The following is a 14,975-nucleotide window of genomic DNA, read 5'->3' as shown; positions in this document are numbered from 1 at the left end:
TTCCGTGGTATTACAGCCGTTCGTATATACATCCACACGGCGCGGTTGATCGGGTGTCTTCCCGTCGCGGCGGGTGGATCGGATCCTTCGGGACAAGCCCCTCCGGCCCCTTCCAAGGCTTGGTCCGGGCCATTCCGGCCCGCCCCATTCTCGTGATTTTCCTGAAAGCCGGCCGTCAGGCCGGATTCCGCGGCGCTCAGGCGTAGAAGCGCTGGTTGCCTTCCCCGATCCCGTTCATGCGCTGCACTTCAAGCACGACTTCCAGCCGGTTGCGTGCGTTGAATTTCTGCATGATCTGCGTCATGTAATGCTTCACCGTCTTGTCCGACAGGTTCAGCTTGTTGGCGATTTCCTTGTTCGATGCGCCATTCAGAAGCTCGCGGATCACCTGATCCTCGCGCGTATTCAATGAGATGGTCGCCCGCTCTGCCTTGCGCAGTTCGGCCTGGCGCATTTCGCGCAGAACCTTTGTCACCAGCGAGGAAGAGATGAACTCCTTGCCTGCCGCCACCTCTTCGATCGCATAGCAGATATCGGCCCCCGAACTGCCCTTCAGGACAAAGCCCGTCGCCCCGGCCGAAAGGGCCTGAACGCAGGTTTCGGCGCTGTTGGCGGCGGTGAAGACAAGGACACGTGTATCGGGACTTTCGTCCTTGATGCGGCGGATGGTGTCCATCATGTCGCCCGGAACGTTCAGTTCGGCGACCAGCACATCGCATTCGCTGGCGCGCACAAGATCAAGCGCCTCTTCCGCGCTGGAACCGGTTCCGGCCACCTTGTACTGCGGATTGGCGCGCAGGATCTCGACCAGGCCGGCAAGCACGATTGGCTGGTCATCAACAAGAACAAGATTCAGCATGTCAGTCCTACTTGCAGAGTTGGGCCAGTTCTCCCGGCCGCGTTCCAATGCCCCCGAAAGTTAAGATAAGTTAATTTCGACCTAGGTCTAAACGAAAGTCGGTATTCTGACGGCTTTCGGACATGTTTCTGCCATGATTGACTGGGTGAACCATCTGTAATGCCAAGGGTTCTGCCATGTCCGTTTCTGCTTCTGAAACAGTGCGACCGGTGCGCAGATTCAACCTTGGCGGAAATGAGGCAACCCTTCCCTGCAAGCGCCGATGCAATTCAACCGGGAATTGCAAATCGGGAAAACGCGGCAATCCCGGGATCGCGAGTCAGGAAGGTGATTCGCCGGTCAGAAAGGCCCGACATGCGGGCCGAGAAAGGCCCGGCAGGCGGCACGGGCATCGGCCTCGGTCAGAAGGGCCGGTTCCACACAGCGCTGCACGCCGAACCCATCCACAAGGCAGATGAAGGCTGACGCCACCGTGTCGGCATCCAGTTCGCGCCCATTCGCCTGCGCCGCCTCGCGCAGGGCCGCCGCAATGGTGGCGCGATAATCGCCGTAAAGCTGGCGATGCGCCTCGCGCAGGACGGGGTTGTTGGAAATCTCGCCCCACAGCGTCAGCCAGATGTTCAGGACATCACGGTCAAAGAGTTCCGGCGATACCAGCGCCTCGATGATGGCCTCGATCCGGGAAAGGCCCGGGCGCGGGGCTTCGATCACCTCCATCCATTCCCGGTACATGCGGGCATAGACGGCAACAAGAAGACCGTCCATCGAACCGAAATGATGCGTGATCAGCCCGCGGGACACGCCCGCCTCGGCCACGATCCTGTCGACGGTGAATTCGCGGATACCGCCGCGCGCCATGCAGGCGCGGGCGGCATCCTCCAGCAGGGCCCGCCGGTCCCCGGCGGGGAGGCGGGCCTTCTTGCGCGGTGCTTCAGCCAAGCTGTCTTTCCTTTGGCCGCCTTCTCTCGCCGGTGTGTAGTCCCGTCAGGCCTTGCGGAAGGCTACCGGGTCGGGATGGCCGTCGGCAAGGACCACCGGCACCAGATCCGCGTCATGCAGCGCGAGATAGGGTTCGAAGCAGATGAAGATGAATCCGCCCGACTCCTCCATCAGGTCTTCCATCCGGTTGAACATCGCGCGGCGCTTGTCGGTATCCTGCTCGGTCAGCGACGCCTGATAGAGTTCCTCGTATTCCGGGCTGTCGAAGAAGGACCAGTTATAGATCCCGATCTGATCCGGTCGGAACCAGACGAGGTTTTCGGTCGGGTCGATGCCACCGGCAAAGTTCATCAGCACCAGTTCGATGGATTTGTAATCCTCGCCCGCCGTCTTGTCGCCCAGCGCCCAATAGGCGGCATCCTCGACCGGCTGGATGTTGATGGTGATACCCGCCTCGGCCATGTTCGCCTGGATGATCTGGGCAATGGTCTGGCTGGTGCCATCGGTCAGCGCATAGAGGTTCAGTTCGATCCCCTCGGCCCCGGCTTCGGCCAGCAGGGCCTTGGCCTTTTCCACGTCACGCCCCGCAATCAGATTGGACGGACGCGCAAAGACGGAGGAAGGCGGGACCACCCCGGTAGACCGGGGCACAAGCCCATCATAGGCGCCGGCCAGAACGGCGTCGCCATCATAGGCATATTGGATCGCCTGACGGACACGGATGTCCTTCAGCGGTTCTGCGTTCATGTTGATCGTCAGCCAGGCATAGCGGGTGGACTCCGCCTCGATCATCGCAGCCCCCGCAGGCAGCCCGGATTTGAGCTGCGCCGCCGCGCCGACGGCCACGCGGGTAAAGTCGAAGGCGTCGGCCTCATAGGCAAGCTGGGCGGCCTGATCATCGGTGACGATGAAGAACTCCACGCGCGAGAAGGCGGGTTTCTCGCCCGTCCAGTCGGGATTGGCGACCAGCGTCACCTTCTGGTTCTGTTCCCAAGAGTCGAACAGATAGGGGCCGCATTGCGCAGGAATTTCCGTGGTATAGCTGCCCCCCGCCGCCTCCACCGCCTTCTGGCTGACGATATGGCCCCCGTAATAGGGCAGGGCGATCACGATGAACGGGGCGAAGGCCTCGGTCAGGTGGATGATGCCGTTGCGGTCATCAATCACCTCCACCTCCTTCAGCTTCTCGAACTGATAGGCCCAGGCGCTGTCGGATCCTGCGATGCGCTCGAACGAGAATTTTACATCCGCCGCGGTGACCGGCCCGAAATCGCCGGTCCATTTCAGCCCCTCGCGCAGGGTGAAGGCCAGCCGCGTGCCATCCAGCCATTCGAGCTTTTCCGCCGCCCATGGCCGCCATTCATTGCCTTCGCGCATGTCGCCCAGGCGGACCAGCGTCACATTGGTGCAGCGCGGAATGATGTCGTCCAGTTCCCCGATGATGCCAAAGGGATCGAGCACCTGGAAATCCGCCCCGACGCGCAGGCGCAAGGTATCGCCCTCGGCGGACCAGGCAAAGCGGGGCAGCGCTGCCGCTGCGGCCAGCCCGACGCCTGCCGCTCTCAGAAAACCACGTCTGTCAGTTCTCCACTGCATGTTCTTCTCCCTGTTCCTGTTGTGTCGTCACGGCGAAATGGCAACGCGCCATGCGCCCGGGCCCCGTGCTGGCCAAGGCGGGCGCCACCCGTCGGCAAAGATCGCGCGCAAGCGGGCAGCGCGCGTGGAATTCGCATCCCGAAGGCCGCCGCAGGACCGATGGCACCTCGCCCCGGATCGCCAGATCGGCGCGGCGCTGGCGCGGATCCGGTTTCGGTTCGGCGGCGATCAGGCTGGCGGTGTAGGGATGGGCGGGCTTGGCAAAGACCTGTGCGGTTGGCCCCTGTTCCACCACGCGGCCCAGATAAAGGACCACGACGCGATCCGCGACATGGCGGACAAGGGCAAGGTTGTGGGTGATGATCAGATAGGCAAGGCCCATGTCGCGGCGCAGGTCCGACAGCAGGTTCAGAACCTCGGCCTGGACGGAAACATCAAGGCCCGCCGTCGGTTCATCCGCGATCAGCAGCCGCGGCTTCAGGGCAAGCGCGCGTGCCACCCCGATGCGCCGCGCCTGCCCGCCCGACAATTCATGCGGATAGCGCCCTGCGATGGCGGGCGGAAGCCCGACCATGGCCAGAAGGTCGCGCGCCGTCGTCTCTGGATCGGCAAGCGGCTGGCCGTGAATCCGGAAGGGTTCGGTGATCAGGTAGCCCACCGTCAGCCGCGGCGAGAGTGAGGCCGTCGCATCCTGGAACATCATCGCCGCTTGGCGGCGCATGCGGGTGAAATCGGCGGCGGTCGACAAGGGCTGGTCATCCAGTGACATGGTGCCGCGCGAAATGGGCTGAAGCCCCATCACCGCGCGGGCGAGCGTCGTCTTGCCCGATCCGCTTTCCCCGACCAGCGCCACGCTTTCCCCCGCCGCGATGCCAAGCGAGACATCCAGAAGGATTGGCAGCCGTGCCCGGGAAAGAAAGCCCCCCAGCGGCAGGTCGACCGAAACATCGCGCAGATCGAGAACCGTCTTCATGGCCCGGCCCCGTGGCATAGGACTGATCGCCCGGGGCCGGGGTGGTGGCGCGGAACCGGGCTTGCGCAGGCGGGTTGGGCCATGCCGCAGCGTGGGGCAAAGGCGCATCCCTCGGGCAGGGCCGTCAGATCCGGGATCCTGCCCCCGATGGCAGGCAGGCGCCCCGAGGCAGGATCGACCACCGCCGGATCGCAGGCCAGCAACGCGCGGGTATAGGGATGGCGGGGATCGTGGAACAGGCTGTCGACAGGGCCTTCCTCGACCACCTGGCCTGCATACATGACGGCCACGCGGTCGCAAAGTTCGGCGATGACACCAAGGTGATGGGTGACGATGACGATGGCCCCGTCGAAACTGCTGCGCAGGTCGCGCAGAAGGTGGATGATCTGCGCCTCCATCGTCACGTCCAGCGCGGTTGTCGGTTCATCCGCGATCAGGACATCGGGTTGCATCAGCAGGGCCGCGGCAATGGCGACACGCTGGCGCATGCCGCCCGAAAGTTCGTGCGGATAGCGGTCAAGGCAGCGCTGCGGATCGGGGATGCCGACGCGGCCCAGCATGGCGGCCAGCGCCGCGGGCGCGGCGCGGGCCGGATCATGGGCACCGGCGAAATCCGCCAGTTGGCGGCCGATCGTCAGAACCGGGTTGAAGGCTGTCATCGGGTCCTGAAAGACCATGGCGACGGATCTGCCGCGCAGGCGGCGCTGGTCCTCTGGCGACAGGCGCAGCATGTCGGTTCCTGCCAGGCGCACCGCCCCGGCCGAAATCCGGGCGCCCGTGGGAAGAAGATTGATCATGGCCGCCGCCAGGGTGGATTTCCCGCAGCCGCTTTCGCCCATGATGCCCAGAACCTCGCCGCGGGCGACGGACAGCGATACATCGCGAAGTGCCCGAAGGTTTCCCCCCGGCACCCGATAGCTGATCGACAGATTCTCGACCGAGATGATCGCAGTCATCCCCACCTCCGCCCGGCACCGCGGGGATCGAGGACGTCGCGCAGCCCTTCGCCAAGGAAGGTGAAGCCCAGCGTCGCCAGAACCAGTGGAACGCCCGCCACCAGCACCACATGGGGCGCCTGCCGCAGGGCGTTGTAGCCTTCCGAAAGGATGTTTCCCCAGGATGGCGAGGGTGGCTTTACCCCGAGGTTGAGGTAACTCAGCCCCGCCTCCAGCATGATGACAACCGGGATGTCCATGCAGATCAGGATGACAAGCGGACCAATGACATTGGGCAGCAGGTGGATCAGGATGATCCGGGCCGATCCGGCCCCCATTGCGCGCTCGGCAAGGATGTAATCCGCCTGTGTCAGGGCAAGCGTCTGGGTGCGGATCAGGCGCGCATAGGCGGGAAAGGACACCAGCACGATCACGAAGATCAGGGTTGCCGTGCCGGGGCCAAGCACGGTGATCACCGCAAGGGCGAAGAAGATCATCGGCAAGGATGACATGCTGTCGAAGATCAGGACAAGGATGCCGTCCAGCCAGCGCGGCCCATGCCCCGCAATCAGCCCGAGGATCAGCCCGATGGCCCCCGCAATGCCGATCGAGGTCATTGCAATCCCCAAAGCCAGCCGCGCACCCCAGATGATCCGTGACAGCAGATCCCGGCCAAGGTGATCCGTTCCCGCCCAATGCTGGGCCGATGGTGGCTGAAACCGCGCCTTCACATCCAGCGCGATGGGATCATAGGGGGCGATCCACGGCGCCAGCAGGGCCATCATCAGGAAGGCCACCACCAGCACCAGCCCCGCCAGCCCCATCCGGTCGGCCACCAATGCGCGACCGATGCCGCGCCGCACCGGATTCGCGCCATCAACCGCGGAGGACATCGCGCACCCTTGGATCAAGCCGCGCAATCAAGAGATCGGCGGCAGTCACGATGAACAGGTAAAAGGCCGTCATGAACAGCACGCATCCCATCACGACCGGATAGTTGCGCTTTTCCACGGCCCCCGTGATCAAGGTTCCGATACCCGGACGCGAGAACACGCTTTCGACGAAAACCGCGCTCGACAGGATCGACCCAAAGCCGATGGCAAGCACGGAAATGGTGGGAACGATGGCCACGCGCAGGGCGTGACCGAAGATGATGTCGCGCTCTGTCATGCCAAAGGCACGGGCTGTGCGGATATGCGGGGCCTCCATCACCTCAAGCAACGAGGCGCGGATCAGCCGGGCAAGATAGCCGACCCAGCCGATCCCCACCGCGAAGGCGGGCAGGATCAGCGCGCGGATCTGGCTGCCGATGTCGCCCTTTTCGCCCGCGCCGATGGCGGGCAACCAGTTCAGCCAGACAGCGAAGACGATCAGCGCATAAAGCGCCACGACGAAGGACGGGACCGAAATCATGCTGACCGACAACACCCCGAGCAGCCGATCAGCCCAGGAATCGCGCCAGACCACGGCCGCACATCCCAGAAGGACGCCCATGATCAGCGCCCAACCCAGTGCCACGATCCCAAGGATCAGCGTATTGGGAAACACCTCAAGGATCTGGTCAAGAACCGGGCGCCTCGACCAGACATCGACACCCAGATCGCCCTGCAGCACATTGCCGAAGAAATAGAGGATCTGCGTCAGGATCGGTTGATCCAGCCCCATCCTTTCGCGCAGCGCCTCTTTCAGTTCCGGCGTCGCACGCGGGCCCAGCGCCAGCGAAGCCGGATCCCCCGGCACCAGAAAGACCATGCCATACATGGCCGTCATGACCACGATCAGGATCAGGACCGAAAGCCCCAGTCGCCGGATCGCATAGGCCAGCATCAGCCCGCCCCCCGCTTGCTACATGTGATCACGCGCTATCCTTTCGTGCCAGTCGCGGGAAAAGACGGGCCTGCCGTTCTCGGTAATCCTCAGCCGCATCTCCACGATGAAATGGGTGGCATCACAGGAGAGGGATCCTTCGCTCTCATGCCGGATCGTGGTGTCGGCGCGCTCGATCTGCACGGTATATCCCGTCTCGCAGCGCGCGCTCAGCGGATCGCCCTCGGTGATGCGATAGCGGGCATAGCCGGTGCCGCGATGCGTCTGCCCGATGGCAGGCATTTCGGTTGCATAGGTCCAGCGTGGGAAATCCACGACGCTTTCCCCGGACAGAAGATCACGCCGGACGGTTCGCCGGATCGCGGGCAGCGCCGGGTCGATGGGCAGATCGTGCTGCGGGGCGCAATCCGCCTGTTCCGCCGGATCGAAGCGGCGCAGCTTTGCATCCCCTGCCTGCGGCGGGCGGATCGGCAGTTGCAGCGCACTCTCGCCCAGCCGGATCGTCAGGGTTGCCAGTTCCGGGGAAGGCCAGGCAATCGGCCAGTAGACCGTTGAAATGGATACCGCGATCCGATGCCCGGCCGGGAAGCGGTGCGCGATATCATCCAGATCCACAGTTGCGGTGGTCACCTCGCCGGGGATCAGGGCCTGCGGATTGCCATGCCCGAAGCGGTGGCACAGGTTCAGATGGCCAATGGCCACGCGGGTGGATGCCCCGCCGGGCGCCACATCATTGACCCGCACCGAAACCAGCGCCTGCGGCTTGTCGCTGGAAAAGGTCAGGTGCAGTTGGGGCGCGCCCAGGATCTCCAGATCCTCTGCCAGAGGTTCCGTGACGAAGACCAGAGAGCCCCCGTCATCCTCGCGCTGGTCTGGCGCCCATTCCGCGTCATTGCCATAGCGCCCCACCTCGCCCGCGGCCAGACCGACCCAAAGTGGCGAGCAGATGGAAACCATGCCCTCCCCGTCAGCGCCCAGCCTGCCATCGGCCCCGAGGGGCAGTTGCCGCTGTTCGATCCGGGAAGATGGCCACTGATCCTCGGCCACCCAACGGCCCGGGCGTTCGGTATAGCAAGTCTTCGGTGGCACGCTGTCCTGCATCCAGGCCCGCAGAAGCGGCTCGTCCATGATGCCGGTATCGCGCCCCTTCATCCAGTGATCGCACCAGCGCAGCACCTCTTGCAGCCAGCCGATGGCAGGTTCAACGGTCACGTCTTGCGGGTAGGAATGCGCCCAGGGGCCGATCAACCCGCGCCGGGGGCCGGAAAGGCCCGCCAACAGGCGTGGCACCGCTTCCGAGTAATTGTCGGCCCAACCCGACACCGCGTAGACGGGAATGGTGATCCGGCTGAAATCCTCGCAGACCGATCCCTGCTTCCAGTAGTCATCGCGCGACTGGTGGCGCAGCCATGTCAGGATCCAGGGGGTGTTCGCCTCCATCCGCGCCTGCCACATCTCGCGCCAGGCATCGCCCACGATGGCGGGATCGGGGGGCAGATCCTGATGCGCGAACATGGTCGAGGACCAATCGAAATTGTCCTTCGACAGGCAACCGCCGACCCAGTGGATGTCGGTCGCATAGCGATCGTCGGTGGAACCCACGGTGATGATCGTCTTCAGCGCGGGCGGCTGGCGGGCGGCGATCTGCAGCCCGTTGAACCCGCCCCAGCTGATGCCGATCATCGCCACCTGCCCGTCGCACCATTCCTGGGCAGCGAGCCAATCTATCGCGGCGACGCCATCCAGCTGTTCCTGCACCGAATATTCGTCGTCGATGATGCCTTCGCTGTCTCCTGTCCCGCGGATATCCAGCCGCAGGCAGGCATAGCCGTGGCGGGCAAGATAGCGATGCATCTTCTCGTCCCGCGCCCGTGTCCCGTCACGCTTGCGATAGGGCAGATATTCCAGGATCAGCGGCACCTTTCCCGCCCCTTCGGGCAACCACAACCTTCCTGCCAGACGCACGCCATCAGGCATCGGCACCCAGATGTTCTCGATCTCCCTTAGCCCGTAGGGATACTCTGTCCGAACCGTCGCCCCCCTGCCCTTCGCCATCAGTTCATCGGTGCCCCGCCTTCGGCCTTGCGCCGCGTGACATAGGCGCTCAGCGCCTCGTCCACTGCGGCATCAAGGGGTGGATCCTCGGCCTGCGCCAAAAGCTCTTTCCAGACCGTATTCGCCCGCGCCCGCGCGTCGATCCCGCCGCGCTGCAGCCAGTTCGGGTAGTTGTCCCAGTTCGACACCATCGGCGCATGAAAGGCCCGCTCATAGCGTTCCATCGTATGCGCCGTGCCGAAGAAATGCCCGCCCGCCCCTGCCTCCAGAATGGCATCCAGCGCCAGGTCGGACTCGGTCGTTGTCAGCGGTTCGAACCAGGCATCCATCATCTGCAACATCTCGGCATCGAGGATCAGCTTCTCGAAGCTGGCCGTCAGACCGCCATGCAGCCATCCCGCCGCATGTTCCAGAAGATGCGCCCCTCCGGTCAACGCCCCCCACAGCGCCATCTGCGATTCATAGGCGGCCTGCGCATCCACCGCATTCGCGGCCGTCACATTGGATGATCGGAACGGCACGCCGATATGGCGGGCCAGTTGCCCCGATGCCTGCGCCGCCTTGGCATATTCGGGCGTGCCGAAGGCAGGCGAACCGGACCGCATGTCCACATTCGACGTGAACCCGCCATACATCACCGGCACGCCCGGCCGCACGATCTGTGTGAGGATAATACCCGCCATCGCCTCGGCATGCTGCAGCACCAGCGCCCCGGCCAGCGTTACCGGCGCCATCGCCCCAGCCAAGGTGAAAGGCGTGATCACATTCACCTGCCCATGCGCCGCCATCGCGATCAGGCCCTCGGCCATCGGCACGTCAAGTTGCAGCGGAGAGTTGGTGTTGATGATCCCCAGCAGAACGGGCCGCCCGCGCAGCCCGTCCACCGTTGTCCCCAGCATGATGGCCGCCATCTCGATCCCGTCCATGGTGCGCGCATGGCCAAGGGTCTGGGTCTGCCAGTTCTTGTCCAGATGCCGGATCTGCGCGTGGTAGATGTCCAGATGGCGCGTGTTCGCGGGCAGGTCCAGCGGCTCGAACGGACCGCCGCCCTCTTGGTGGATGACGTTCAGACCCTGCACGAGACGCAGGAAATCGCACATCTCGGCGAAGGTGCCGTCGCGGCGGCCCTTGTCATTGCACATGACATAGGCCGGCCCCCCGACCGAGGCATAGACGCAATGGCCGCCCCCGATCCTCAACGATTTCGCCGGGTTGCGCGCAGCCAGCGTGAAAGAGGCCGGCACCGTCGCCAGGCGTTCCGCCACCATCGCCGGGTCCAGGCGGACCGTCTCACCCTCTACCCGCGCCCCGGCCCCGGCGAACAGATCGCGCGCCGGACCATGCAGCACCCGCATGCCCTGCCGCGCCAGCACATCCAGCGCCGCCGCATGGATTGCTGCCACCTGATCATCGGAAATCACCCGGACCCATTCGGTCCGCCGCTCCACCTGGCCGAAGGGTCGTTGCGGAACCCCGCCCGAGGGGCGGCCGGCCTGCCGTCTGCGCCCCTCGACCCGTGTCATTCGGCGGCCTCCGGCATCTGGAAATCCCGCGGCGCGAAGGGCGCGTCCCGGCGCGGCACCGCTTCCGCCGCCGTCAACCCCAGTTCACGCGCCGTCTTGTGCCCCTGATAGACCGCATGGACGATCGCCCCCGGCGCCAGCGCATCCCCCGTCAGATGCAGCCTTTCGCGCGGCATCGTCCCGGCCAGCGCCTCATGCAGTGCGCTGCCCCCGGCCCGATAGCCCACGATCACCAGCGACCGCGCCGCCATTTCCCGTGCCTCGCCACTGAAGATCTGCGCAAGATGCAGGCGTTCCCCGTCGAACCCTGTCACCACCTCCAGCGTCCGCAGCCCGATGCCCTTCTTCGCAAAGGATTGATGCACCAGGGGCTGTTCATTTGTCATGAACCCCCAGGCCGCCGCCGCGCCTGCCGTGGTGATGTAGGTGACTGCCCGGCCTTGCCCCGCCAGATGCTCTGCAATCGCAGAGCCGAGGTAATAGTTGTCATAGTCGAATACGGCGACAGGGCCTTCCGGCACGACACCTGCCGCGATGTCATCGGGTGTATAGACACGCGGCGCTTCCAGCGGCACCGAGGGCAGTTCATTTGCCCCGCACAAATGCGGCAGCCACCTTGCGCCTGTGGCGATGACCACATGATCGGCCCCGAAATCCCGCACATCTTCCGCCGACAACGCGCTTTCCGGGTAAAGCGACACGTTGGGCAGTTTCTGCAACTGCCCCATCCGGTAATCCACCACCCGGTGCCACTGGTTCAGCCCGGGCAACCGGCTTTCCCAGCGCAGCCGCCCCCCGAACTCTCGCGCCCTGTCGGCCAGCGCCACCTGATGCCCCCGCCGTGCCAGCGTCAGCGCGGCCTCAAGTCCCGCAGGCCCAGCACCCACCACCAGAACCTGCCCCTTGCCGTCCTTGCGCACCACCTCGGGATGCCAGCCGCGCCGCCATTCCTCGCCTGCCGTCGGGTTCTGCGTGCAGCGCACCCAGACGCCGTCATGCCAGCTTGAAATGCACATGTTGCAGCCGATGCATTCGCGGATATCCTCGACCCGGCCTTCCTCGATCTTCTTGGGCAGGAACGGATCGGCAATCGAAGGCCGCGCGCCGCCGATCAGATCCAGAACCCCGCGCCTGACCATCGAAACCATTGTATCGGGGCTGGTGAACCGCCCCACCCCCACCACAGGCTTGTCGGTGATGGTCTTCAGGAAATCGACAACCGGCTCGTGGCTGCCTTCTGCCGTATAACGGCTGGCGGCGCAGTCGGTGGCGGAATAGTCCATCTTCACATCGAACAGGTCCGGTGCATTCTTCAGATGGCCGATCACCTCATGCGCTTCGCTCGGTGCCGTCTCGGACGGGCGGGCACGCAGTTCCTGCATCGACATGCGCAGCGCCACGGCGCATCGGCCATGCGTCGCTTCGCGCACGGCGTCGATCAACTGCTCCACCAGACGAACCCGGTTGCGGACGGAACCGCCATAGTCATCGGTGCGATGATTGTAGTCGGAAAGCAGGAACTGATAGGGCAGATAGCCCATCCCGGCATAGACATAGAGGATATCGAACCCCGCCCGTTCCGCCATCACTGCCGCTTCGGCATGCCAGCGGATCAGATCCCGGATATCCTGCGCGTCCATGACCTTGGGTCGCGCCGAGGACATGAATCCCACATGCGTTGCCATCCACGGCACGCCCGAGGGCGACAGCGGCGCGTGGCGCGTCGTGCGGTTCACCGCCGCCGCGCCGCCATGCCAAAGCTCGATCGCCGCCAGTGCCCCGTGCCGATGCGCAGCTTCCGTCATCAGTGCATGAGACCGCAGATCCGCCGCGTCCCACATCGTCGCGCAGGGGAAAGGGCTGTCATCGGAACTGGGATGGATGGAGCAGGCGCCGGTCGACACGACCGCCCATCCCCCCTCGGCCTTCGTTTCCCGAAAGGCCGCCCGCACATGCGGCGCGGCGTTCGTCATCCCCGAGGCATGAGGCACCTGAAAGAAACGGTTCCGCGCGACCTTTGGCCCGATCTGCACGGGCTGGAAGAGAAGGTCGTATCGCGGGTCGCGGGGCATGTGCCCTCCTGCCATCGAATCCTTGCTGAACGGTTGTATAGTATCAGCGTCGCAAGGTCTGGCAAGTCATTCCTTTCAGTCGGGCCGCCCTCCCTGCCTGGCCCCGCTTGACCCTCCCGCATCAAGGCCAATCAGGCGATCCAGTGACAGCCTGCCCGGCCCGAAAGCGATGATCGCCAACAGTGCCGCAGCCCAAAGCCCATGCGTGATCCATGCCCCCGGATAGACAAAGACCTGAATCACGGCCGTCATGCCAAGCAGGCCCAGCGCGGAAAGACGGGTGAAAAGCCCCAGGATCAGCAGGACCGGCAGGACATGTTCGGCAGCGGTTGCAAGGATGGCGGCAAGATCCGGCGGGATCAGCGGCAGGGCATATTCGTTCTCGAACAGGAAATAGGTCGATGGCTTTATGCTGATCAGGCCTTCCACCTTGGTCCGCCCGGATTGAAGGAAGACCATTGCAGGAAAGACGCGCAGGGCAAGGGTCACGGCATCGCGCGGCAGGCGGTCCAGCCGGGTGTTGAGGATCCGCACAAGGGAAAGCATCATTCGGTCTCCTGCAGGTCTGTGATTGCGCCACTTCCGATCAGGTAAAGCAGCAAGGGTTGCGGATCGTGGTCCGGATCTGCGGCAACCGCCGCCTCTGCCGCCACACCCAGGGTTTCTCCGCGGCCCAGGCCTTCCACCATCCGCGCCTCGGCCCCGGTCACAGGGCGCACAGGCACGTTGAAGGCCCGATCCCGCAGGATCAGGGCGATCTCTGCTCCGGCGGGGGCAACCGTCCCGGGGGCCGTGCCGGGCTGATTCTGCAGCCAGATCGACACCGCCGGATGGCCGAGGTGCAGCACGCGCACCGATGGTGCAAGCCGCAGCCGCAGTGCATATGGATCTGCCCCGGCAAGGCGCACCGGATCCATCGGGGGCGCATCGGCCGAATGAAAGGCCAATCCCCGCGCATATTCGATGCGGGCCACGTCGGCCATGTAGGGATAGCCCTTCAGGGGGGCAAACCCGGCCAGGAAATCCGGAAAGCTCTGCCCCCATTCCAGAAGGACAGGTGATGTCGGGCGATGGTCTTCCGCATAGATCCGCGCCATGGCGGCAAAGAACTCTGCCCCGACAAGGCGGCGGATGACGGGAAAGCGTCTCGCCAGCGCCTCGATCAGGCTGGTTGCCACGTTGTTGCGATAGACGGCGAAGCGGCGTTCAGCCTCGGCCGGATCGGTGGCGGTCAATCCGGCCGGAAGGGGCGCACCCTTCAGCGCGGCATCAAAGGCAAAGGTAAGCGTGCCATGCGCGGGGAAATCAGGAAGCCCGGGCAAGGTGATGCTCTCCCTGATCAAGAATGTGCTGCGCGCGCGCGGCCTCGGCGCGCAGCGTGGACCAGTCGGGAAGATCGTTGTCCCATTCGACAAGCGTCGGAAGCGGGCCTGTCCGCGCGATCACTTCGGTGAAGAGCGTCCAGACAGGATCGGCAACTTCGCTGTCATGGGAATCGATCAGGAACGGGCCTGAAGGCAACTCCTCCGAGGCGTGACCGCCAAGATGGATCTCGCCCACCAGATGCAGTGGAAAATCGGCAAGCCAACGGCGCGGATCCGTCCGGTGATTGGTGCATGAGACAAAGACGTTGTTCACATCCAGAAGCAGGCCACAGCCCGTCCGCCGGGCGATCTCGTACAGGAAATCGACCTCGGGGATCACGGATTGTTCGAACAGGACATAGGTGGAAGGGTTCTCGATCAGGATCCGGCGGCCAAGGGCAGCCTGCGCCTCGTCCACATGATCGCAGACAAGCGCGAGCGTCTCATCGGTATAGGGAAGGGGCAGCAGATCGTTCAGATAGTCCGTGCCATGGCTGGACCAGGCAAGATGTTCGGAAAAGCTTTCCGGCTGATATCGGTCGCACAGGCGCCGCAGCCTGGCCAGATGATCCGCATTCAGGCGACCCGGCCCGCCAATGGACAGGCCCACACCATGCAGCGACAGGGCATGATCCGCGCGGATCGCGGCTAGCTGGGCATGCGGCAGCCCGCCCGCTCCCATGTAGTTCTCGGCGTGAACCTCGAAGAATCCCAGGGCCGGGGGTTCGGCCATGATCGCGGCGAAATGGTCGGGCTTGAAGCCAAGGCCCGCGGCTTTGGGGAGGGTCTTCATCTGCGATATCCGGTCTGGCTGGGGGCGGGGCGGCAGGGC

The 14,975-nt window shown here is 64.6% G+C and carries 13 protein-coding genes; all 13 read right to left on the bottom strand.

The features are described 5' to 3' along the window. Positions 1-196 precede the first annotated feature (196 nt). The 13 genes from G5V65_RS02300 to bufB all read right to left on the bottom strand — a co-directional run bounded on the left by G5V65_RS02300 (position 197) and on the right by bufB (position 14,936). Complete coding sequence (locus G5V65_RS02300; RefSeq protein ID WP_165046793.1) at positions 197-859, bottom strand: response regulator; 663 nt, start codon at positions 857-859, stop codon at positions 197-199. Positions 860-1,198: 339 nt separating this feature from the next. Next, a complete protein-coding gene (locus G5V65_RS02295) occupies positions 1,199-1,798 on the bottom strand; it encodes a TetR/AcrR family transcriptional regulator (RefSeq protein ID WP_165046792.1) in 600 nt (199 codons plus the stop codon). A gap of 45 nt (positions 1,799-1,843) precedes the next feature. Next, on the bottom strand, positions 1,844-3,394 hold the full coding sequence (locus G5V65_RS02290) for an ABC transporter substrate-binding protein (protein WP_165046791.1): 1,551 nt from the start codon (positions 3,392-3,394) through the stop codon (positions 1,844-1,846). After that, positions 3,378-4,367, bottom strand: a complete 990-nt coding sequence (locus G5V65_RS02285; RefSeq protein ID WP_165046790.1) for an oligopeptide/dipeptide ABC transporter ATP-binding protein — start codon at positions 4,365-4,367, stop codon at positions 3,378-3,380. Before G5V65_RS02285 ends, G5V65_RS02290 begins: the two co-directional genes overlap by 17 nt. Further along, positions 4,364-5,323, bottom strand: a complete 960-nt coding sequence (locus G5V65_RS02280; RefSeq protein ID WP_165046789.1) for an ABC transporter ATP-binding protein — start codon at positions 5,321-5,323, stop codon at positions 4,364-4,366. The genes G5V65_RS02285 and G5V65_RS02280 overlap by 4 nt, the downstream gene beginning before the upstream one ends. Then, positions 5,320-6,195: an ABC transporter permease gene (locus G5V65_RS02275; protein ID WP_165046788.1), complete on the bottom strand. Its 876-nt coding sequence runs from the start codon at positions 6,193-6,195 to the stop codon at positions 5,320-5,322. Before G5V65_RS02275 ends, G5V65_RS02280 begins: the two co-directional genes overlap by 4 nt. Continuing rightward, the gene (locus G5V65_RS02270; protein WP_165046787.1) at positions 6,179-7,129 is read right to left on the bottom strand and encodes an ABC transporter permease; all 951 of its coding nucleotides are present in this window, start codon (positions 7,127-7,129) and stop codon (positions 6,179-6,181) included. The genes G5V65_RS02275 and G5V65_RS02270 overlap by 17 nt, the downstream gene beginning before the upstream one ends. 18 nt (positions 7,130-7,147) lie before the next feature. Next, positions 7,148-9,184 carry a CocE/NonD family hydrolase gene (locus tag G5V65_RS02265; protein WP_165046786.1) on the bottom strand — a complete coding sequence of 679 codons (2,037 nt, stop codon included), beginning with the start codon at positions 9,182-9,184 and terminating at the stop codon, positions 7,148-7,150. After that, a complete protein-coding gene (locus G5V65_RS02260) occupies positions 9,184-10,707 on the bottom strand; it encodes a trimethylamine methyltransferase family protein (RefSeq protein WP_165046785.1) in 1,524 nt (507 codons plus the stop codon). Before G5V65_RS02260 ends, G5V65_RS02265 begins: the two co-directional genes overlap by 1 nt. Beyond that, positions 10,704-12,779: an oxidoreductase gene (locus tag G5V65_RS02255; protein WP_165046784.1), complete on the bottom strand. Its 2,076-nt coding sequence runs from the start codon at positions 12,777-12,779 to the stop codon at positions 10,704-10,706. The genes G5V65_RS02260 and G5V65_RS02255 overlap by 4 nt, the downstream gene beginning before the upstream one ends. Positions 12,780-12,854: 75 nt before the next feature. Continuing rightward, positions 12,855-13,328: a DoxX family protein gene (locus G5V65_RS02250; protein WP_165046783.1), complete on the bottom strand. Its 474-nt coding sequence runs from the start codon at positions 13,326-13,328 to the stop codon at positions 12,855-12,857. Further along, a complete protein-coding gene (locus G5V65_RS02245; protein ID WP_165046782.1) occupies positions 13,325-14,101 on the bottom strand; it encodes an HvfC/BufC N-terminal domain-containing protein in 777 nt (258 codons plus the stop codon). The genes G5V65_RS02250 and G5V65_RS02245 overlap by 4 nt, the downstream gene beginning before the upstream one ends. Beyond that, complete coding sequence (bufB, locus tag G5V65_RS02240; protein ID WP_165046781.1) at positions 14,085-14,936, bottom strand: MNIO family bufferin maturase; 852 nt, start codon at positions 14,934-14,936, stop codon at positions 14,085-14,087. The genes G5V65_RS02245 and bufB overlap by 17 nt, the downstream gene beginning before the upstream one ends. Between the last annotated feature and the right edge of the window lie 39 nt (positions 14,937-14,975).

This window comes from Paragemmobacter kunshanensis (assembly GCF_011059185.1).
Classification (GTDB): domain Bacteria; phylum Pseudomonadota; class Alphaproteobacteria; order Rhodobacterales; family Rhodobacteraceae; genus Paragemmobacter; species Paragemmobacter kunshanensis.
Note: the sequence above shows the minus strand (reverse complement) of the source record. Positions and strands in the feature narration are given on the sequence as shown.